The 22568-nt window shown below is 45.0% G+C and carries 12 protein-coding genes and 1 pseudogene; 3 read left to right on the forward strand and 10 right to left on the reverse strand.

Translation table 11 applies throughout. The features are described from left to right. Positions 1–104: 104 nt before the first annotated feature. Positions 105–2270, forward strand: coding sequence for a TonB-dependent siderophore receptor (locus CKO50_RS13830; protein ID WP_095728635.1), 2166 nt, complete (start codon positions 105–107; stop codon positions 2268–2270). A gap of 65 nt (positions 2271–2335) precedes the next feature. On the opposite strand, the gene CKO50_RS13835 is transcribed toward CKO50_RS13830, so the two are convergent. The 4 genes from CKO50_RS13835 to CKO50_RS13850 all read right to left on the reverse strand — a co-directional run bounded on the left by CKO50_RS13835 (position 2336) and on the right by CKO50_RS13850 (position 14855). Continuing rightward, positions 2336–4756 (reverse strand): penicillin acylase family protein, encoded by a 2421-nt coding sequence (locus tag CKO50_RS13835; RefSeq protein WP_095728636.1) that lies wholly within the window; start codon positions 4754–4756, stop codon positions 2336–2338. A gap of 124 nt (positions 4757–4880) precedes the next feature. Then, positions 4881–9272: an SDR family NAD(P)-dependent oxidoreductase gene (locus CKO50_RS13840; RefSeq protein ID WP_095728637.1), complete on the reverse strand. Its 4392-nt coding sequence runs from the start codon at positions 9270–9272 to the stop codon at positions 4881–4883. A gap of 3 nt (positions 9273–9275) precedes the next feature. Next, complete coding sequence (locus CKO50_RS13845; protein WP_095728638.1) at positions 9276–14501, reverse strand: non-ribosomal peptide synthetase; 5226 nt, start codon at positions 14499–14501, stop codon at positions 9276–9278. 150 nt (positions 14502–14651) lie between these two features. Further along, entirely contained in the window at positions 14652–14855 is a 204-nt protein-coding gene (locus CKO50_RS13850; RefSeq protein ID WP_095728639.1) for an MbtH family protein, read from the reverse strand. Between the two features lie 284 nt (positions 14856–15139). Here CKO50_RS13850 and CKO50_RS13855 point away from each other — a divergent pair, with 284 nt between their 5' ends. Next, positions 15140–15652 carry an RNA polymerase sigma factor gene (locus CKO50_RS13855; protein WP_095728640.1) on the forward strand — a complete coding sequence of 171 codons (513 nt, stop codon included), beginning with the start codon at positions 15140–15142 and terminating at the stop codon, positions 15650–15652. Positions 15653–15681: 29 nt separating this feature from the next. Here the strand turns inward: CKO50_RS13855 and CKO50_RS13860 are convergent, their stop codons facing one another. After that, positions 15682–16122, reverse strand: coding sequence for a TerB family tellurite resistance protein (locus CKO50_RS13860; RefSeq protein ID WP_095728641.1), 441 nt, complete (start codon positions 16120–16122; stop codon positions 15682–15684). Between the two features lie 54 nt (positions 16123–16176). Between CKO50_RS13860 and CKO50_RS13865 the strand changes: the two genes are divergently transcribed. Next, on the forward strand, positions 16177–16551 hold the full coding sequence (locus tag CKO50_RS13865) for a hypothetical protein (RefSeq protein WP_095728642.1): 375 nt from the start codon (positions 16177–16179) through the stop codon (positions 16549–16551). A gap of 259 nt (positions 16552–16810) precedes the next feature. On the opposite strand, the gene CKO50_RS13870 is transcribed toward CKO50_RS13865, so the two are convergent. The 5 genes and pseudogenes from CKO50_RS13870 to leuA form a co-directional block, all read right to left on the reverse strand. Further along, positions 16811–17404, reverse strand: a complete 594-nt coding sequence (locus CKO50_RS13870) for a hypothetical protein (RefSeq protein WP_095728643.1) — start codon at positions 17402–17404, stop codon at positions 16811–16813. 87 nt (positions 17405–17491) lie between these two features. Further along, positions 17492–18091 carry a 3-isopropylmalate dehydratase small subunit gene (leuD, locus tag CKO50_RS13875; RefSeq protein ID WP_095728644.1) on the reverse strand — a complete coding sequence of 200 codons (600 nt, stop codon included), beginning with the start codon at positions 18089–18091 and terminating at the stop codon, positions 17492–17494. Next, entirely contained in the window at positions 18088–19491 is a 1404-nt protein-coding gene (leuC, locus tag CKO50_RS13880) for a 3-isopropylmalate dehydratase large subunit (protein WP_095728645.1), read from the reverse strand. The genes leuD and leuC overlap by 4 nt, the downstream gene beginning before the upstream one ends. Before the next feature lie 15 nt (positions 19492–19506). Then, a pseudogene (gene leuB, locus CKO50_RS13885) lies at positions 19507–20581 on the reverse strand (3-isopropylmalate dehydrogenase). Continuing rightward, on the reverse strand, positions 20578–22125 hold the full coding sequence (gene leuA / locus CKO50_RS13890; RefSeq protein WP_095728646.1) for a 2-isopropylmalate synthase: 1548 nt from the start codon (positions 22123–22125) through the stop codon (positions 20578–20580). Before leuA ends, leuB begins: the two are co-directional and overlap by 4 nt. Positions 22126–22568 lie beyond the last annotated feature (443 nt).

The following is a 22568-nucleotide window of genomic DNA, read 5'->3' on the forward strand; positions in this document are numbered from 1 at the left end:
TGATTCCTTTAACTAAATTTTTGTTTCGACTTTTCGTCCTTAGGGAGGCGTATTCGGTACGCTCAATTATTGCCAAAATAACAAAATCAGGAATGGAAAAACCCATGCGAAGCAAAGCTCATCAATCAACAGCATTAACGCTCATGCTGTCACTGGTATACTTCTCTCCAAACGTTCAGGCCAGCACTGAAAAAAACAGTAACAACATTGAGCGGATCGATGTTGTAGGTCAGCCCATTAAGCGTAACTCAGGCCCTACTGGCCTAGATCTTAGTATCAAGGAAACACCTCAGTCTGTTACCGTGCTAAGTCACCAGTACATGGATGACTTTGAGCTAGACGATTTGGAAGATGTACTGGTTCAAACAACGGGTATCTCTCGTTATAAGTTTGGAGCGGGTGACAATACCGAATTTACTTCTCGCGGCTATCTAATCAATGCACTTGTTAAAGACGGCCTACCGACTTCTATTGCAGGTCCACAGGAAAGTCGGTTAGATACCATAGTCTATGATCGTGTTGAAGTACTCAGAGGTGCGGCTGGCTTAATGGCTGGAGCAGGGCAACCCTCAGCGACACTGAATGTTATTACCAAACAACCAGATCGTGATGGCTTTGTTGAAGTCGGTGCGGAATTTGGTTCTTGGAATAAAGTTCGCACACACGTTGACGCCACAGGCGCTCTTAACGATGATAAAGCACTCGCAGGGCGTATTATCCTCGCGTATGAAGACAAAGATAGTTACGTAGACAAAGAGAACAGCAATAAAGTCGTTGCTTACACTCAGCTACATCATTACTTTTCTGAAGATACAGAAGCATCATTTACTGTGCACTATCAAGATAATGAGCTAAAGCTATCACCATGGGGACTGCCAATTTTTTATTCTGATGGTTCTTCTGTTGAGGTAGATAAAAAAACCAACCTCTCTTCTCCAGATAGTTACAATGGTAATACTCATCAAAGTTATCACTTCAAACTTTCTCATCAAATCAACTTAGACTGGGAACTGAACTTTGGTGCACAGTACAGCAAAACGAAATCTGACATTACTATGACCTATTTCAGTGGCAATCCAGATAAAGAAAGCGGACTTGGTTTGCAAGGTGGTGATCGCCGCTGGGTCGAAATCGTTGATGGTACCAACTTTATTTTAGGCTTAGTTGGCCGATTTGAACTGTTTGACCGCGCTCACCAAGTGAATGTAACTTATCTAAACGCTGATTTTGAGTCTACTGATGACCGTTATGAAGAGTTAGATGAAAATGCCAGAACGATTTACTACCCGCTGCAATCCATCAATAATAACCTTCATCCAGCATCACATTTAACCGCCACGAACAAGAAGTTTATTGGTTATTGGGATAAGACAACTAAAGAGCAAAGCCTAGCGATTAGTAGTAAGCTCGTGCTAACCGATGATTTACATGCTATCGCAGGTATCAAGTTTTTCGATTACGAGCGCACCAATGAACGAGATTTCGCTTGGAGTGGATTCTCTAGTGATAAGGGTGACGAAACTGGTGAAAGCTTATACCTAGGCCTTGTCTATGACATCAATGAACAGGTCAGTACTTATGTGAGCTATACCGATGCGTATGAGCCTCAACTAGACAAAGTCGACGTCAACTTAAAGCAACTTACCCCTATTACTGCACGCAATGTCGAAGTTGGGTTTAAAGCAAACTTAATTGATAACCGCTTACGCTTAAACATGGCCTACTTTGACAGCTTGAAGGAAGACTTTGGCGTAATTATTCCGGAATATGCGGATCAGCGACCTGCAAGATACCGTCCGGTAGATGGTGCCGAAGCGGATGGCTTTGAAATCGAACTGGATGCCAACATTACAGAAGATTGGCAGGTCAATATTGGCTACAGTGACTTTGATGTAGTTGATGAAAATGGTGAAGACATCAACTTATACGCACCAAGACAAACGCTTAATGTTAGCACTAAATATACCTATGAAGCATGGAGCTTCGGCTTAAATGCAACATGGGATACAGACCGAAAAGTAGATATTTTAAGTGTGCCTGGTGTCGATCTTGGCCTCCCAGCTGGTGGTCGTCGCGGGGCAGTACGCGCAGAGCAAGACAGTCAAACGCTGGTAAATGCTCATATCAAGTACGATCATTCAAAACAGTTAAGTTTTAAATTGAGTGTCAGCAACCTCACGGATGAAACGTTCTACGATACGTATGGATTCGTTCCTAAAAAGTATAGCGAACCTCGTGCATATAACTTAAGCATGAAGTATCGCTTCTAATATAACAACTATAGATTGAAACACAAAAAGGGGCTGCAAAGCCCCTTTTTGTTGCCTGTGTATTATCACTGCTTGATGATTTGCGTAGAAACGCGTTTTGCCGCAACTTCAGCTTTGTGAAAAGGCAGTGCTACCAGCTTATTTTGCTCATTATAGTATTGTGTTTGGTCATTAGCATTGAGCGAGTTTGGATGTTGTGATTGAGAGTAAGTTAACAAACCTTTCGCCTTCACTCCTGACTCATCAAAGTCAACAACCATCATCCAACTTGAACCAAAGTGTAACTCATAGCCTCGTTGCGATAACCCACTCCACAGCGGTCTATCGTTGTACGGTGTCATCACTGACGGCGTTACAATCGGAGCAAACGTCGTTTGATCGAGGCGATTTTGCGTAGCGAACACGTTAAGCCCGCCTTCAACATTCATATTTCCCTGCCAAGCGAAGCGCTCCCCGTGTTGTTCAAAAAACTGTATATCGCCAAGCGGCGCATCCAGTGCAAAGCCTGCATGGCGCACAATTTCTCCAGCAATGGCAAGTTCTTTAAAAAGCGCTTCATTGATACGGATATTTCGTGGGGTATTTACTGGGTCCTGCGGGTTGAAACTCACCTCGAAGTCTTCTCGATCATTAACTCTTGCAACAAACTCTCTCACTAAGTGCGCCGCCGATGAAGACTGCCCAAAACGCCCATCCCATTTTTTAAGTGCTTGGCATGTCGGGGCTAGTGCAAAAATTTGATCATTGACTTTAACCTTTTTGGTTTGCCAGCTTTGCTCGCACGCCGCAATGACAGTATCAATAATCGGGGTGATTTGTGCGGTATTGGCTAACAGAATTGCGGTGACTTCATCAGCATCAAATTTTTGCTCGTCACCAATTGGATGACTTATTTGCGCCAAAGAATATCTCGTTCTACGACTTTGTAAAACACTGTGTTGACCATAAAGAGGAGAAACTTCAGCAATAGGGGCACTAGCATTTGCAAGCCAATATGAATCATTGGCATTTTGCACATAGTCCTTACGTTCAAGCTTAGGCTTTTCTGCGTATGATACACTTTGCTGATAATAATAAGCGGAATCATCACCGGGAAGCACTGGTACTCTAAACTTTTCAAAATACTGTTTTGCCAACGCATCCTCATTTAAATACCGAAGCGCTGTTGATGATAAATGCGGTACATTGGCAGCATCAATATAAAATGCGTGACCATCTTTATCTGTATAAATCGCGTTATTGAACATTAAACCATTATGATCTTTAAAACTTTGTTGAAATTCTTGCAAAGTTTGCGCTTTATTTATCGCAAGCCAATGATCGATTGCAGCAAAATTATCTAAATTCGTATTTTTTAAAATATACGCGTGCTGTTCTGTCCAATCTAATACACCTGGGATTTCAATCAACATCCCGCCCTCAGCCTTATATACAGGCTTATGTAAAGATTGCATCTCACCCGACGCACTCAATACCTCGACAACGATGTCTTTTTCCACTATCCGTTTAGATTCACCATCTAGCACATAACCAAGTGGGGTTGTGTTATCCAATGTTAAACGGTAAATCACACTTTGTGTCGATGCTGAGTAAGTATGGCTCCACGCAATATTATGATTGAAGCCAATATTCACTACCGCAGGAAAGCCCAGCAATGATGCGCCCATCACATCTAGTTCGCCAGGGATATTGGCGTGATAGGCCCAAAAACGCATCTGCCCTGTCATGGGAAAATGCGGATTCGCCATTAGTATCCCTTTACCATCATCACTAAAATCGGCACCGATAGCCCAAGCGTTTGAGCCTTGTGTCATAAGCTTATCGCCGTCAGGGACTGCAGCTAACGGCGAGGTTAGCTTTAGAGGTTCTGATGCACTGGGCAGCCAAGCATTACCTTGCTCAGGGTGTGCTTGCAAAATTGCGGTAGCAAACTGACCAAGACTCGCACCGCTTCCCGCAGCGGCAATGTTAGCAAGTACATCAACGGCCGTTATGGGCTGTACCCAGCTTTCACCTTGGCAAGTTGGTTCTAACCTAGCCTTACCTTGTTGCACTTCGGTGAGGTACAAATTAAAACCAGCAGCAAACCCTTCTGCAGCAGCTTGAGTATCTTTGGATAACGTCGGAAAAGCGAGTTTAGCCTGCCCATAAATATCAGCAATTTTATATAGGTAATCAGACATTACATGACGGTTATCGCCAACTTGATAGTGATCAGCTCCAAAATACTTAGCACGCTCTCCTCGAACTCTTAGATAGCTATCGGCAAGCACACAGCCATGGTCTTGCGCTTGAGCATACCCAGAACCAAAAGCTAATGAACGTAAGTTGCCGGCTCTAACATGGGCAATACCAAATTCGGTTCGAGTGATTTTGGCTTTCAGTTTTGAAGTGTGTTTTATATTACTTTGCGCGGCCGAATGATCAGCCTGACAGGCCAATGGGCCAAATAATAGCAAAGGGATGAGCAGCATATTGGAATTCATAATTATCCTTTTTAATAAGTACTGTTTAAAAATCAAATCATTCATTGACGAATAGGGTAAGTAAGGCGGACTTAAGTAAGAGGTGAAGTAAATACAAAAAACGGGTGATAGCCACCCGTTTTAGTTATTGATTTTCTATCTCTGCGAGCAGCGCTTCTTCAATAAGAAACGCTAGGTTATCGATAGTTGGATCTTCAAAAAATGCAGCTGGAGCTATCTCAACAGCAAAAGCCTGTTTAGCCTTAGCTATCATTTGTATAGCAATAAGCGAATCACCACCTAGTGTAAAGAAGCTATCAAAAATACCCACTTCACTATAGCCAAGTGACTCACTCCATAGTGTTGCAAGACGTTGTTCAAGCTCACTTTCTGGCGCTTCAAATTCAACATCCATAACAGGACGAGATTTTCCTTGTTGCACGCTGTTAGTGCTGGGGTTGGTAATCACGGCTGTAGTAAGTAACTCTTGCAACTTAGCTTCTCGTTGTGCCCAGTTTATGGCTGCAGCGTAGAGATGTGGCAAGTCGGCAGAGATGGCTTGCATAAACAGTGCTGCACCTTGTTCACGATTGAGCCCCAAGCCACTCGCCACTTGTTGCCCAGCAGCCATACCTATGTTATCCCATCCATCCCAGTTGATTGTGCATACCGGGAATGGTAAAGCTTGATAAGGCAGCGCATCTAGATACGCATTTGCAGCACAATAGTCACCTTGCCCAAAGGCGCCAAGCACAGAGGCTAGCGACGAGCAAAATATCATTTTCGCTAGTTGATGATGCGCGAATGCCTGTAATAGATTATTGGCACCAGATACTTTTGCAGCTAAGGTTTCAGATACTTGCTGCGGGCTTAACAGAGATAACACACCACCTCCGGCTACGCCGGCTGCGTGAACAACGTGACTGATATGACCGAGCTGCGCTTCGGCTTGGGCTATGGCACAGGTTAATGCTGCCAAGTCTGTTACATCCCCTTGCAACACCATCAGATCTGGTGCAAGTGCTTTTAACTCGTTCAACTGGGTAAATAATGCCTGCTCTTTTGAGTTTTCATTATTAACAGCGAGTTCAGGCCATTGTTGCGCAGAGGGTATGGCCCGGCGGCTCAACAGCGCGATTTTATGTCCTTGCTGCGCCAGTTTATTCGCGATAATTAGCGCTACACCTCCTAATCCCCCCGTAATAAAGGTAACTGGATTATCCGCTCCCGATGCTGTTGTTACCACCTCAGGTACTGCTTGCTGTGACAAGCTAAAAGCATTTCTACCACGCACGGCAATCTCTAAGCTGCTTTTCTGTACTAAGTTTTTCAGTATTGTTGAAACCAAGGTTTTACTGTTTGTCGATGATGCTACCTCAGTGACGTCAAGCACCTGTACAAACAACTCAGGGACTTCATGACACAAGGCTCTAGTTGCACCTAAAATTGTCGCTTTTGATGGTGATATCGCTTCATTACCTAACACTGAGAAAAGTCCAGTAGCAACTAAACTTATCCCTATTTTATGTTCCGAAGCCCATTGCAGTAGCGCCAAGTGGCTAGTAAACGCCAAGGTATCAGCTCCAAGTAACCTTAAATCAACGACTCGAACAATATCACCAGATTGCGACATAATGGTCTCAAACGTTTCGATTTTCTGAGTATCACCGCGATAAACCTGCTCTTGTTGCAGAACAAAATCATTACCATGCCAAAGCTGTAGTACGGAAACTTGTTCTACATTCAACGCCTCCATTAAGGTTTCACATAATGGGCTATCATCACAGACGACTAACCACCGCTGACCACTCAAAGGTGCGCTTGGCGCAAGGTTTTGCATCGCCTGTTGCCACACTGGAGCTAATAGTTCTGGCTCAGAGACCTGCGCGTCAGTCACAGCATCATGATTGCCTTGTGCCGCTTGCCAGAAACTTGTGTTTGCAAATGCATACTCTGGTGCAAGCATCTTTTGACCATGGGGATATTTCGTAACTTTGTGCCAATCAACACGCTGACCGCACTGCCACAATGTAGCAAGGGTTTTCGCAAACGGGGGCACGCTGGACTTTAGATCTCTTACATGGGCAATTGAGTGTAGGACTATTGCTTTCTCACCGAGGTTTTGACTACTCAGTTTTTGCAAGGTATCACCGGGGCCTGCTTCGATTAATACTTGGCATGTTTGCGCCAGTGTTTGAATTCCTTTAGCAAAATCAACTGGCTGACGGATATGGTCAAGCCAATATTGTACTGAGGTCGCTTGGCTATCTGTGATCCATTCCCCGGTGATATTAGAAACAAAAGGAATTTTCGGCGCCTTGAGCTCAACCTTTGCAAATGCCTGTGCAAAAACAGCTAACACAGGCTCAGTTAGATGACTATGAAATGCGTGTGAGACGTGTAAACGGGTACAACTGACTTGCCTCTCTTTTAATTCACCTTGCAGCTTTTTAATCGCCGCTTTTGTTCCTGCCACCACCGTATTTTGCGGGCTGTTATAGGCGGCAATATCCAGTTCAACATTGAGGAAAGGCGCAATAGTATCGGCGTCTGCCATAACAGAAAGCATCGCGCCTTCTGCCATTTGCTGTAACGCATCCCCTCTGGCGACGACGAGATGAATGGCATCATCTACAGACATTACCTCCGCTAAACAAGCCGCAACATATTCACCAATACTGTGACCTAACATCGCATGGACTTGTACTCCATGCGCTTGATAGCATTTAGCCATAGCATAAGCCACAACAAACAATGCAGGTTGCGTTACCCTAGTTTGATTTAAGAGTTGATTGGCCGCCAATATTTGCTCATCAGAGGGGAAAAATACCGCTTCTAGTTCTGCACGTAATTTACTTGGGAAACGTGCTAGTACGTCATCGAAGTGAGTCTTAAACTCTGTAACATGACGATATAAAGGCTGTGCCATCGTCACATACTGTGAGCCCTGCCCTGAAAACAACAAGCCTATCTGCTCTGCTTTTTTCACTATCTCATCGGCATATTCACGGTTTAACAACTCGACTGCCTGCGCTTCATCTTTTACGACGATGGCCTGATTTGCAGACAATCTACGCTTTTTATGCTGCAGCTGGGCAGCTATAAGCGTCAATTGCTGTGGGTTCTGCGCTATGGCTTTTGCAAGCTGTTGACGCTGCTTAGCTAAACTGGCGGTATTAGCCGCTGAAATCGGTAAAATGTGCCATGGCGCGAGAGCGCTTGCGATCTTTTCAGTTACAGGTAAGTACTCCTCCAAAATAACGTGTGCATTGGTCCCCCCCATTCCCAAAGAGCTGACCGCAGCACGGCGAGGACCATCACAATCCCACGTTTGCGCGTGCTTTGGTAAATAAAACGGACTGTTTTCGAAATCAATTTTACTATTTTGAGGCGAGCTATGAATGCTCGGCGGGATCTCTTTGTGGCGCAAGGCTTGAATAGCTTTAATTAAACCAGTTACACCAGCCGCTGAGTCTAAATGACCAATATTTGCTTTAATTGAGCCAAGAGCACAATATTGCTTTTCAGTGTGCTGATAAACTTGTGATAATGCTGCAACTTCAATCGGGTCGCCAAGCTTTGTGCCGGTACCATGGCTCTCAATGTAGCCGATGGAGCGCGGTTCGATATCTGCAAACTCCAAAGCAGTACGTATCGCATTCGCCTGCCCGGTAACGCTTGGCGCGGTATAGCCAACCTTGTCTCTGCCATCATTATTAATCGCAGATCCCTTAATAACCGCTAAGATGTGATCGCCATCTTCTATCGCTTCTTCCACACGTTTTAATACCACAGCAGCAGTGCCACTGCCAATTAAGATGCCATCGGCGTGTTCACCAAATGCACTCAACTTACCACTGGTTGATAAGCTGCCACCAGCAGGTGCAAGATATCCTTGTTCGTCGAGTAAGTTGAGCCACACACCACCTGCAAGGGCTGCATCACACTCATAGTTTTGCAACGCTCGACAGGCCATGTGTACGGCGACTAAAGAAGTTGAGCAAGCCGTTTGCACCGTTACCGCAGGTCCAGTTAAATCAAGTTCGTAACTAATGCGAGTAGCCAGCGCGTCTTTTTCATTGCCATTGGTGAGCGCTAAGAGGCTAGTGATGTCATTGTCTTGCTGCTGCGGCAATAAGTGTTTAAGTAAGTATGCTGGCACACCACAACCGGCAAATACGCCTGTGAACTGACCACTCGCGGGTAAGCCTGCATGCTCCAATGCGTGCCAACACGTTTGCAGAAATAGGCGCTGTTGAGGATCTAATTGTGTTGCTTCTTTTGGTGTATAACCAAAAAACTCCGCATCGAACTGAGCTTTATTTGCAAATGGGATGGATGCGTTGACATAATCAGGGTGGTTGCGCAGTGCCTCACTTACCCCCGCAGCCGTCAGCTGTTCTTCTGTCAAAGTCTCAATAGCGCAATGACCACTGCGAACGTTTTGCCACAATGCTTCAACGTTATCGGCATCAGGAAAGCGTCCGGCCATTCCCACCACTGCAATATCTAAAGGATTAAATGTTTGCTCTGTCATTAGTTACACTTCTCTTGATTTACGCTTCTTGGCAGCAAAGGCGCTCATAGCTTGCTTTTGTTTTTTATTATTTGACGTTGGCAATGATGTGGTTTGCGCACTGACTGTTGTCGTCAAATAACTCGCTAAGCTGGCAATACTTGGGTACTGGAATAGATCCGTTAATGATAATGATGGATGATCAGGCTTGAGTTCATCATATATCGCCATCAGTAATAGGGAGTGACCACCTAAGTCGAAAAAGTTTTGCTCTATTGCAATGGAGTCTCGTTGTAGGTGGCGAGCAAATACTTTGATTAACTGCTGTTCCAACTCACTTGCGTTTGATTTAGGCGTCTCACTGCTCTGCAGCACTTTGATATCCGGTAATTTATGACGCTCTAATTTGCCACTTTCAGAAAGGGGAAGTTTATCTAACACCAAAATCGCATCAGGGATCATATAATGAGGTAATTGCAGCTGTAACGCTTGTTTCAATTCAACTTCGGTTACGCCATCAGCCTCAACATAAGCGACTAAACTTGCTGCGTTTTGCGTATCCCTCAGCTGTACCACCGCATGTTTAACTGTAGGTAGGTTGCAAAGTTGTGCCTCAACTTCTGATAACTCAACTCTAAACCCTCTTATTTTCACCTGATGGTCTTGACGACCTATGTACTCCAACTGCTCTCCATGCCAACGCACCAAGTCGCCGGTAGCGTACATACGAGCGCCATCTTGGCTAAATGGATCAGCAATAAACTTACACGCTGTCAATCCTCGTTGCTGCCAATAACCTCTCGCTAAAATATCACCACCAACGTACAACTCGCCCACTTCACCTTGTGGCACTAACTGTAATGCACTATCTAATACATAAAGCTGTCGCCCTTGGATAGCATTACCAATCGGTACATTGGCAGATGGTTCAAGTACGGTGCAATCAAATACACTTGCTTCTACAACAATCTCTGTAGGCCCATAGGTATTCAGCAATTTGACATGACTTAACCCTGCAGCCCGCCAATCAGCGACGCCAGTTGTCGACATCGCTTCACCACCTGAATGCACCTGACGAAGATAAGGAAGCGCCAGCGCACCATGATGTTTAGCTTGTTGCGCCCACGAAGCGGCGATCGTACGCCAGTAAGCCGCACTTAAATCCATGACGCTAATTCGATGTCGCTGCGCCTGGGTATAAAGCGTTTGCGCATCCCATAATGCATCTTCTCGAAGTACTAAGGTCGCACCCACAGTCCAAGTTGGGAACACTTGCTCCACGAAAGCATCAAAGTTTGCAGTCGCAAATTGCAACACCACATCCTTTGCAGTTAGCGCCATAAAGTCGATTGCTGACGTAATGTATTTTGCCAGCGCCCCATGCTCTATCGCGATTCCTTTAGGTGTTCCAGTCGAGCCAGAGGTATAGTTTAGATACGCCACAGCCAGATGATTAATATCACCAACATCCTTTATTTCATCCGCCAGTCCTGAGGTATTGAATAACTCTGCAGGTGTGAAAACGTCGCCCTGCCATACCGCGCTAGTTGAGACATCTTCACTAATAAGCTTGCAACAATTGGCATCTTCTAGCATGAATGCTAATTTGGCTTCTGGGAAATTGGCATCCAATGGTAAATAACCTGCGCCAGCAAGTAAGCACCCAAGGGTACAGGCCAGCATGTCAGGCGTTCGAGGTAACAGGATCCCCACCACGCTTTCCGCTCCAACGCCCGCAGCGGAAAGTTTCTGTGCAACCCTAGATGCGCGTTGCCACAGCCAGCTGTAACTATAATCTTCATTGCGATAAATAATGGCAGTTGCTTCAGCGCTTACATTCGCATGTTGCGCAATTTGCGACAGCCAGTCGATTTTTTCTTCAGTGCTCGCTTTGCCCTTCCCAAGTGCTAATAATGCGTCCTCTTGTGTCACCATCACTAACTCTGCAATCGCTTCATTGGGGTGTCGAATTGCCTGTTGTAGCAGGGTGAGCCAACTTTGCATAAAGTTTTGCATCTGCGCTTTTGAGAACAGATTACCGTTATACTGAAGCTCTAAATCAAGATGGCCTTCATTAAATAATCTAGAATCTAAGCTAAAGTCAAACTGTACTTCTTGATTGAGCGCTTCTACAGTACTTGCTTGCACAGATGCACTTTCACACCAAGGGTTTGCTTGGTACTCAACATGGTTAAGCATAAATTGGAATAACGGATTGTGCCCAAGCTTGCGATCTGGGTTTAACAACTCGACTAGTTTTTCGAATGGGTAATCTTGGTACTGTTGCGCCTCTAGCGCCCGCTGCTTGACCTGAGCTATCACATCACCGAACGTCATGGCAGGGTTAATATCTGCAGTAAGCACTTGCGTATTAACAAAAAAGCCTAACATTTCTTGAGTCGAGGCACTACGTCGATTTGCGACCGGAACGCCAACTCGTGGCTTTGACTTACCATATAAACGATAAAACGTAACCTGCAGAGATGCTAACAATAACATGTACAAACTTGCACTTTGCTGATGTGAAAAGGCTTGAAGTTGCTGAACTTGGCGATAATCTAATTGCTCACATAACAATCTGGACTGTAGCCCTTGCTGCGTATTTTCACGCTGTGTAGTGATAAGCTCCTCATCCCCATCACCTGATAGCTGTGCTAGCCAGTAAGTCTGTTGCTGTTTTGCCTCCGCACTCTCGAGCCAATCTTGCTGCCATTGAGCAAAGTCACCGTACTGCAGTAAACTCTGCTCTATATTTACTTCACTACCTTTTTCAAGCGTATGATATATATCAGCTACTTGCTTTATCAACAGCTCGAAGGACCATGCATCCCCCACAATGTGATGCATCGCTACCAATAAAGTAAACTGTCGCGGCGCAACCTCTACCAATGCAACCCTGAAACAGTCACCCTCCATAAGGGCAAAGGGAGTTTGATACCATTTAGCAATCCAATGGGATTGGTGCTGCTGAGATAAATGTGACATATCTTCAACACACCAGTTCAATGGACGAGATGACGCAGTCTGTCGCCATTGCCCACTTTCACTTTTCATAAATTGCTGTCTCAAGATTGGGTGGCGGGCAAACACCACACGGCAAGCCTGCTCTACATGCTCACTTGACACTGAGCCTAATAAAGTGGTTTTTGCCCCAATATGATAGGCGTTGCTTTCAGGCTGCAGTTGCCATAAAAACAGTTGCCTTTGCTGTTGGGCGCTCAAAGGATGATCTATTTGATGTGTTGGGAGTAACTGAAGCCTGTTCGTGTTTTGCGCCTTACTGTGTTTAACAAGCTCGCAAAAATCACCAAATTCAGGGGCATTAAATAAACAAGTCGTCTCCAGCTGACAAGCAAACTGTGTTTGAACCAACGCAATTAAACGTACCGCTTTGAGTGAATTCCCTCCTAAAGAAAAAAAGTTAGCTCGGTTATTTGTCACTGGATAGTTGAGTACCTGCTGCCACGACTTAGCGATCGCTTGTTCAAAATCAGACCATGCTTCTACCGTACATTCTACTTGCCCAAGATTGCGCAACGCTTCGCTATCAAAAGCACCATATGGCACCAACTGTGCTCTTTGATATAACTTAAGACAAGCGCTACGCTGCAATTTTCCGCTAGACGTTTTCGGCAATGTGCCCTGATCAAGCAGTAGTACGAGTTCGGGGCTGTGGCCGAATTGCGTACTGATAAAGTTTCTTACTACTTCAGCGGTGAGCTCCGCCGCAACAGTGTTTCGATAGCTATTAGTTGTCTCGATAGCAAGACCAATCCCTTCTCCAGTTTCCGCGCTCGGAACTGGAAATGCTGACACTCGACCTTTACGCACAAAGCTCAATTCCGCTTCAATCACTCTTTCGATGTCTTGGGGGTAAACATTGTGACCATTCATGATGATTAGATCTTTTTCTCTTCCTGAGATAAAGAGTTGACCATCGAAGATGTAGCCTACATCACCTGTTCTTAACCAACGCTTGCCATCTAGCTCGATAAATGTGGTGCGTGTTGCTTCTTCATTCTGCCAATATCCTACCGCGATACTGGGGCCTGCAGTCCATATTTCTCCAATCAAGCCATCTGCAAGCTGCTGATGGGTTTGAGGATCGCTAATACGTAAGAAATGCTCACTGGCAACGATACCGCAGCCGACTTGATGGCGGTAATGTTCTGTATTTCTCCAGTCCTGACTTGGAACCGATTCTGCAATACCTGCGGCTAATTTAGCGCTATCAAATGCCGTAACATACGCGCCTTGATTGACGTGACTACCAGTCACCATCAATGTTCCTTCAGCGAGGCCGTAGCATGGGTAAATCGCCCGCTTGTTTAAACCACAAGCGGAGAAGCGCTCAGCAAAGTCAATGAGTGTATCGTGTCTGATGGGCTCAGCCCCAGAGTATGCCACTCGCCAATGACTAAGATCGAGCTCTTCTAGCACTTTTTCCTTTACTCTCTCCAAACACAGTCGAAATGAAAAATCAGGGCCTCCAGAGATAGTCCCCTTGTACTGACTTAGTAGTTGTAACCACCTTACAGGCCTTTCCATAAAGTAACGAGGAGAAGTCAATACCAGAGGAAACCCCATAAACAAAGGTTGTAGTAAGCCACCAATTAACCCCATATCATGAAATAGCGGCAACCAGCTAACCATGACATCGTTGCTCGTCGTCTCCATCCGCTCGCTAATCGCTCGCTCATTCGCAATTAGATTCTCATGACTAACCATCACCCCTTTAGGTGTTGCTGTTGAACCTGATGTGTACTGCAAAAATGCAATGTCACTAGGCGCTGTATTGGCACGTTGAACTGGTATATTTATCTCTTTCAGCTCATCAACACTTAGCATGGACGCACCGGAAGTTTGTTCGGTCAGAGCTTGCACCGTCTCACTAAAACGGGCTGTGGTAAGAATTAAAGTCGCACTGGCGTCTTTGGCGATTCCAATTGTTCTCGCGAGATGTTGTGGCTTCGTCGATTCAGGAGGAAAGCTAGGAATAGCAGTGATCCCACAATACTGACAGGCTAAAAAGCTGGTAACATAATCAATACCAGTTTCCATCAAAATCAGGGCTCTATCTCCTGGTTTTGCATACTGTTGAAAATGACTGGCAACAAACATCACTTTTTCAAGTAACGTTTGATAAGTCCACTGCGTAGTCAATTTGCGCTCAACACAGACCAGCGCAAGTTGATTAGGCTGGGTTTCAGCATGGTGGGTAAGATGGTCAGTTATTGTAATGGCGGACATAGTTTACTCCGTAAATCACCGACGTTTTGAATGGTATCCAGCCACGTTCTAACGCCTGCTAACGAAAAAATCGGATAAATAGGCCGATATATTGCAACATAAAAATTACAAAATCATCGATACTAAATGGATAACAGGTAATTATGGCAATCAGCTTGTTAAAGCTTGACGTAAGCTCAGTGGCCTCATATCAGTCCAATGTTGATTGATATAATCAAGACAAGTCTGCTTGTCTCCTTCGCAGCCTACTTCATGCCATCCCCCAGGAATTGATTTATAACTTGGCCAAAGAGAATATTGTTCTTCATGATTAATCAATACCTTAAATGTACTATTTTCATTATCAAAGCTCATAACTTTTACCCAGACTGTAAATAAACGAAGTTGCTAGCAATGACGCCTCAACTGCAAAATTATTTAGTTTTATTTCACCCAAAATGAAATCCAGGCGCTCAGCGTTGCAGTTTCGTTGATGGTTATATCCCAAAAATTAATATTTTTGTTAATCATAAGAAAAAAATAAAACACAAAAAGTAAACTTTGCACTTGACAGTTCTCCTTTATAAAAAATAGAATAACTGATAATTATTATCATTTGCATTGTTGTTGTTTTTGAAATGCTTAAGGAGTAAGTAGCTGTGTCTCAATTTGCGGTTAAGTGGTCGCGTGTTATTTCTGAAAACGAGTCAAAATTACTTGTATACCTATCCAGTATTTTACGCTGTCCGTATTTAGCTGAAGATGCCTTGCAAGATACCTATATTCGGTTAGCTGGCATGTCCACAAGCCAGAATGAAGCCGTCAAAAATGCAACTAGCTTTTGCTATCAAGTTGCACGAAATATCGCTATCGATATGTTGAGGAAGTTCAATCGTGAAAATCTAGTTGATATTGAGACCAGTCATTTTGAACAACTGACTGATCACCAAATAGATGTTGAATCTAAATATGAGAGTGAGCAGCTAAGTGGAAAAATCAACGATACCATTGGAAAGCTATCTCGCCGCCATCAAAACATTCTCTCTTTCTATCGTCACGGGAGGCTTAAACAGAAAGAAATAGCCAACCTTTATAAAATCTCTCCGACCTTAGTCAACTTTATGATCAAAGAAGCTATCAGTAGCTGCCAAACGGAATTAGTTAGTCATTAGCAATGAGTTAGTATGAAACAGCGCACAGATTACTTTGGCTGTGCGCGAAGCTTTGCTGCGATAAAATCAGCATGAGCAACATAAAATAGCCCGGCTATTTTACGAATGATGTAGTCCTCGTGGCTATCCAGCTCACCATCAGCATAAGCAACGTGCCATAACAGCTCAATAACCTCGATACGTTCAATGTCGCTGGTGTGGTTATTCACTTGTTTGGCAAAAGAATACATATCTACTGCCTGTTCTACTAATTGTTGTGCTTGCATTATTAATGCACTCACTTGTGGTTCAGGCAATTCACAACGTGTTTTAAGTAGCTCCGCAATTTTATCGAACTCTGACTGTTGTAGTTTGCCGTCTGCTCGCATTACTTCGACCAGTAATGCAGCAAGCGCGGTATTAAAGTCGATTTCTTGTTTCGGTGATGACTCCTGCAAGCTTTGAAATAGTTTTTTAAGTTGGTTAAGCAAGTGGCTAATCTCCCATATGGTATACTGTAAATGTAGCAGACTAAAAGGACAGTTATGCGTAAGTTATCATTGAGACTAAATTCATTAAAGCTAAGTTCCCTAGTCGTAGGTGCAGCACTGCTCTCGGCGTGCCAATATACACCGGTTCCACGAGGCGAACCTGAAAAGCTCTATGACTTTGACCATAAAGTACATTATGAGCAAACCACGTATAACAATGACCACTTTCGACTGGCAATTAAACCAGATAGTTATGCGCATTTTAGGCAACAAAGCGTATTTTTGCTGCGCCATGCCAAACGCTTATGCCAAGGCAGCAACCCACAATTGACATTACTTGGTGGCGTTCAAGGCTTTGATAAGATGCCATTAGAGCCAAGACCTTACCAGAATGACTTAACAGTAGACGTAAAGTGTGTGGCCAAATAGCCACACATTTTTATTAGCGCTATAAATCTTTTTCTGTAACCCGCTCTGGGTTTAGCCTTTATACCAGTTGTATTAAGTAAATGATCTATCTTGAAGCGGGGAAATAGCTTTAGTAGCACCGCTCTCGCGTCCTGCTACCGCTAAGGTACCTATATCCATATAGGCAAGGCAAGAATTTTGCTATTTAGTTGTTCTAAATGAGAAATTTTTAACGAAGCTAATATGCTATTTCACCCTTCAAATTGATTAGAGAATTAATTCAATTGGTATTATATCCCCAAGGCGCTTTTGGTGCGGTTATCGGTTTTGTTAAATCAAAGTCCACTCGGAACTCTCGCCCCTCACGCACTAAACGATAGGTAAACTGCTCTGGATAGATATACATCTGCCATGTATTTCCGACTGACTGTGGTATCCCTTGTTGGACAAATAACTGTTTTGAGTATTCATCAGCCGGGAACGACTGCACGGTATTAAATCCCGCATCTAGGGTATGACCACCATACATAGTAGAAACATCGTCGCTGCCATCTTCATGGCGGTGATCGTGCTTTAAGCTCAAACCACTCCCTGTTTTGGTGATGATCCAAGTTCTTGAAGCATCTTTTCCTACATGAAATGGGACTTGAAGCTCAGCGTCGCCACATTTACGAACGTGCATCACAAGACGCGCATCACTAAAGCTGCTTGGCCCTTGATTATCCACCGTTACTTTACCTTCGTAGGCTTTACCACAGTGCGCTTTAATAGCGTCAAAAAATGCATCATGGCTTGGGATAGAAACCAACGGGGCGGGACGCGCGAAGGCTGCGCAGCTCAAGGTCGCGAGTAGCGCGAAAGTTAATTTTTTCATTGGAGACACCTAAAACAAATAAAGCCAGAGCTTAATCAGCTTCTGGCTTTGTGGCAAAATTATTCGACCAAATTGAGTAAACCGCTATTATTGCCAAGGTCTTGTCGTAGCAAGCTGCTGCTCAAAGGCATCGATTTGGGCATTCAATAATTCGGTCTCACCGATAAAGTCAAGACCACTCAAGAGGCGTGCTTTGATGTCTTCTCGCACCTCAAAGTCAATTGGTGCTATACCTGATCCGCTGATCTGCTGCGCTTCTAGATCAATACTCAAATGCACTTGTGATTGTTGCTCACATGCATCGAAGAGCGTATCTAACGTGCTGGCTGGCAACGCAATGCAAAGCATTTGGTTATTACCACAATTGTTAAAAAAGATATCGGCAAAGCTCTCGGCTAAGATCACGGTAAAGCCATATTGTTTTAGTGCCCAAGGAGCATGCTCACGAGACGAACCACAACCAAAGTTGTCACGGGTTAACAAGATTGACGCGCCCTGATATTGTCGATAGTTAAGCACAAAGTCCGGATCTGGCTGGCCATCTTCAAGATAGCGCCAATCATAAAACAGCGCTTTATCAAATCCATCGCGGCTGGTTGAAGTTAAAAACTGCTTGGGAATAATTTGGTCTGTATCAACATTGTTTTTGTCTAGTGGCGCAACTAGGCCCTGATGAAACACACTCATGACGCCTCTCCTCGAATATCAGTAAAGTGACCTGCAATTGCCGCTGCGGCAGCCATTGCTGGACTCACCAAATGCGTACGACCGCCTCGCCCTTGGCGCCCTTCAAAGTTCCGGTTTGAGGTCGATGCACAGCGTTTTTCTGCGCCAAGACGATCATCGTTCATCGCCAAGCACATAGAGCAGCCCGGTTCACGCCACTCAAACCCGGCAGCTTTGAAAATATCGGCTAAGCCCTCTTGTTCGGCTTGCTGCTTTACTAATCCAGATCCCGGGACGATAAGCGCTTCAACGCCTGCCGCTACGTGCTTGCCCGCCACCACTTGTGCCGCCGCACGCAAATCTTCAATACGGCTATTGGTACAAGAGCCAATAAACACGGTGTCGACTTTGGCATCGCTTAGCCTTTGCCCTGCTGTGAGGCCCATATATTTCAGTGCACTGCGCATCGCATCCGCTTTGACTAAATTAGGTTCATCGTCAGGGTTCGGTACTAAGTCATTAATACCAATGACTTGCTCTGGACTGGTCCCCCAGGTTACTTGAGGTTGCACACTGTCAGCATCCAGCTCCACAACACGATCAAATTCAGCATCTGGGTCGCTATGCAGGGTTTTCCAGTAGTGCACCGCAGCGTCAAAGTCTTCGCCTTGAGGTGCAAATGGGCGACCACGTAAATACGCAAAGGTTTTCTCATCAGGTGCGATCAAGCCAGCTTTCGCCCCCATTTCAATACTCATATTACACAGCGTCATCCGCGCTTCCATCGACAGCGCTTCGATCCCCGTCCCACAAAACTCAGCCACATAACCAGTGCCACCAGCTGTGCCCAATTGCCCAATCACAGCGAGGATCAAGTCTTTTGCAGTCACGGTCGGGCGCAACACGCCATTCACCTGAATTTTTAACGATTTGGCTTTTTTCTGTTGTAATGTTTGCGTGGCCAGCACATGTTCAACCTCTGATGTACCAATACCGTGAGCCAGCGCTCCAAATGCACCATGCGTTGAGGTATGGCTATCGCCACATACAATCGTTGTACCCGGCAAAGTGATCCCTTGCTCAGGTCCCATTACGTGCACTATACCTTGGTTAATGGAATTCAAATCGTAAAGTACAATGCCGAACTCTTCACAGTTTTGTGCCAACGCCTGTAGCTGGTTTTTGCTCACCTCACTGGCAGCATCAATCGAACGGCTCTTGGTCGAGACATTATGATCCATTGTCGCAAAGGTTTTTTCTGGACACCTTACCGGACGATTCTGCTCTCTTAATCCCGCAAACGCCTGCGGTGAAGTGACTTCATGTACTAGATGACGGTCAATGTACAAGAGATCGGTTTGCTCGTTTAATTTAGCAACCACATGGGATTGCCAAATTTTATCGTATAATGTTTTTGCCACTTGCTCTTACCTTTATTAAACCCTGTCGACGATCGCTTGCGCGACATCCATAGTAGTAAACCCTGCTTGAGGATAGATATCCGGTGTACCTACACCATCTTTCACCGCCTCTGCTACTGCCTTTTCAATTGCGCGTGCCGCTTCGTCTTGCCCCAATGAATAACGTAGCATCAGCGCGGCACTTAAGATTTGTGCGATTGGGTTTGCCACCCCTTTACCGGCGATATCTGGTGCTGAGCCGCCCGCTGGCTCATATAAGCCAAAACCCGATTGATTTAGACTTGCCGATGGTAATAACCCCATGGAACCGGTGATCATTGCACATTCATCAGAAAGGATGTCACCGAACAGGTTGTCGCACAGTAAGACATCAAACTGGCTTGGTTGCTTTACCAACTGCATCGCAGCGTTGTCGATATAGATGTGATCAAGCGTCACATCTGGGTATTCTTTTGCGACTTCATTGACCACTTCACGCCACAGTACACTGGTTGCCAGCACGTTGGCTTTGTCTACAGATGTCACATGATTGCTTCTAAGTCTCGCAGCATCAAAAGCAAAACGGGCGATGCGTTCGATTTCTTTGCGCGAATAGGTTTGCGTATCAAACGCCGCCTCGCTTTCGCCCTCACCTTGGCGACCTTTTTCGCCAAAATAAATCCCGCCAGTAAGTTCACGGACGCATAAAATATCAAAACCTTGCTGGCTAATGTCACTGCGTAGTGGAGAGGCAGCGCTTAATGCGGGTAATAGCTGCGCAGGACGCAGATTACAAAAAAGCTGGAAGTGCTTTCTGAGCGGTAATAAAGATGCCCGTTCTGGTTGCTCATTTGGCGGTAAGTGCTCCCACTTAGGCCCACCCACAGAGCCAAATAGAATCGCATCAGCGGCTTCACATGCGGCCAATGTCGCCGCAGGTAAGGCTTCACCAAATTGGTCTATAGCCGCACCANATCGCTTGTGGTGATTTTTCTAAAGCAAAGTTGAACTTAGTCGCCACTTTATCTAATACCAGCTCAGCGGCTTGCATCACTTCTGGACCAATTCCATCTCCAGCTAGTACTGCGATTTTGTAGTTTGCTTGACTCATCCTGCTTTCCTTTGTTGTTTTAGGCTAGACACTTTTTGTGCTCTATCAATTAGGTTATATACTCGGATCATAGCTCTCACTGACGCTTCGACGATGTCGGCCGCAAGTCCCACACCGTGATATTGCTTACCATCAAACTTGGCAATAATATCGACTTGGCCCAGTGAACTTGCCCCTTTACCCGTCGCATCAAGGTTATATTCCACCACTTCCACCGCCATGCCAGTGATACGCTCGATAGCTACAAACGCCGCTTCCACAGGACCGTTGCCGGTTGCCGCTTCTTGCTTAAGCTCACCATTCAAGGCAATCCCCACAGTCGCGCTCGCGATAGATTGAGAGTTAGAAGATGCATTGACGAACTGTAATTGGTAGCGCTCGTCTTTATCTTTGATTTGGTTGAAATAAATCATCGCTTCAAGGTCATAGTCGTAAACCGTGCCCTTTTGATCGGCTAACGCCAAGAAGCTTTCATACAGGCTATCCATATCGTAATCCGATTTCTGATAGCCAAGCTCGGTAAGACGATGCTCGATAACATGTCGGCCAGAGCGTGAAGTCATATTTAACTGATTACTCGGCACACCAACGGTTTCTGGTGCCATGATTTCATAGGTGTTTTGTGCTTTTAAGACGCCGTCTTGGTGAATACCCGAGCTATGTGCAAAGGCATTTTCGCCTACAATTGCCTTGTTTGGCTGCACCGGCATATTGCAGATTTTAGCAACTTGACGTGACGCGCGATAAATCTCTTCGCTACGAATATCGGTGTGCACTTTTAGGTGGTCTTGGCGCATCTTCATGATCATCGCCACTTCTTCTAGTGAGCAGTTACCTGCACGCTCACCAATACCATTAATGGTACATTCGATTTGTCTTGCACCGGCTTGTACCGCCGCGATTGAGTTTGCCACCGCAAGTCCTAAATCGTTGTGACAATGGACACTTAGTCTGGCTTTGTCGATGTTAGGCACATTATTACGAATATGGTAAATCATCGCTGCATACTCGTCTGGTGTGACATAACCTACGGTATCAGGCAAGTTAATCGTAGATGCACCGGCATTAATCGCCGCTTCAACAATACGACACAGATCAGCGTGTGGCGTACGGCCGGCATCTTCACATGAAAACTCAACATCATCAGTGTACTTTCTGGCTTGAGAAATGGCCTTAATCGCCATGTTGGTCGCATCATCTAGACTCATTCTTAACTTATGTTCTAGGTGCAGAGGACTGGTTGCAATAAAAGTGTGAATGCGACGCTGCTCAGCACCTTTAAGGGCTTCGCCACACGCATCGATATCTTTACTAACCGCACGCGCAAGGCCACAAATCGCTGGACCTTTTACCTCGGCAGCAATGCGTTGTACCGCACGAAAATCAGCCGGACTTGATACTGGAAAACCCACTTCCATGACATCCACATTGAGACGACTAATGGTATGCGCCAGTTGTATTTTATCTTCTTCTGTTAAGCTGGCTTTTAACGCCTGCTCACCGTCCCTTAATGTTGTATCGAAAATCCAGACTTTATCTTGCATACCCTTATCCTCAGCCAAAAAAAACCCCGCAAGTGCGGGGTGTCTACAGTAAATGTCGCTCAATTCGCGCAATTACACCCCACCCCTCTGGTTTCCAGTAGGAGGTTAAGAAAGAGTGAAATACGCGCAGTCATTTTCATTGAGCTAAGTGTTCCTGTTGATGAATTGGTTATGTTTTAACATGCTTTAAAAGCGACAATCAAGCATAAATTATCCCAAAAACAGAGTTCGAACCTCGACTTATTGGAAAATCAAATCACAATAACGCCAGTTTTAGAAAATACATTTCAAGATCAGAAGTGAACACAGATAGGATATGAAGTGAGCAGGGTTATTTTGAATTTTAATTACCAATAAAAAAATAGCCAATTTAGGCTAATGCTGATCAGTTAAGGCGTTTATCGGTTGACCGATCAAAATGATCATGCACAATCCGTAGTTAG

The organism is Pseudoalteromonas sp. HM-SA03, from assembly GCF_002289345.1.
Lineage (GTDB): Bacteria > Pseudomonadota > Gammaproteobacteria > Enterobacterales > Alteromonadaceae > Pseudoalteromonas.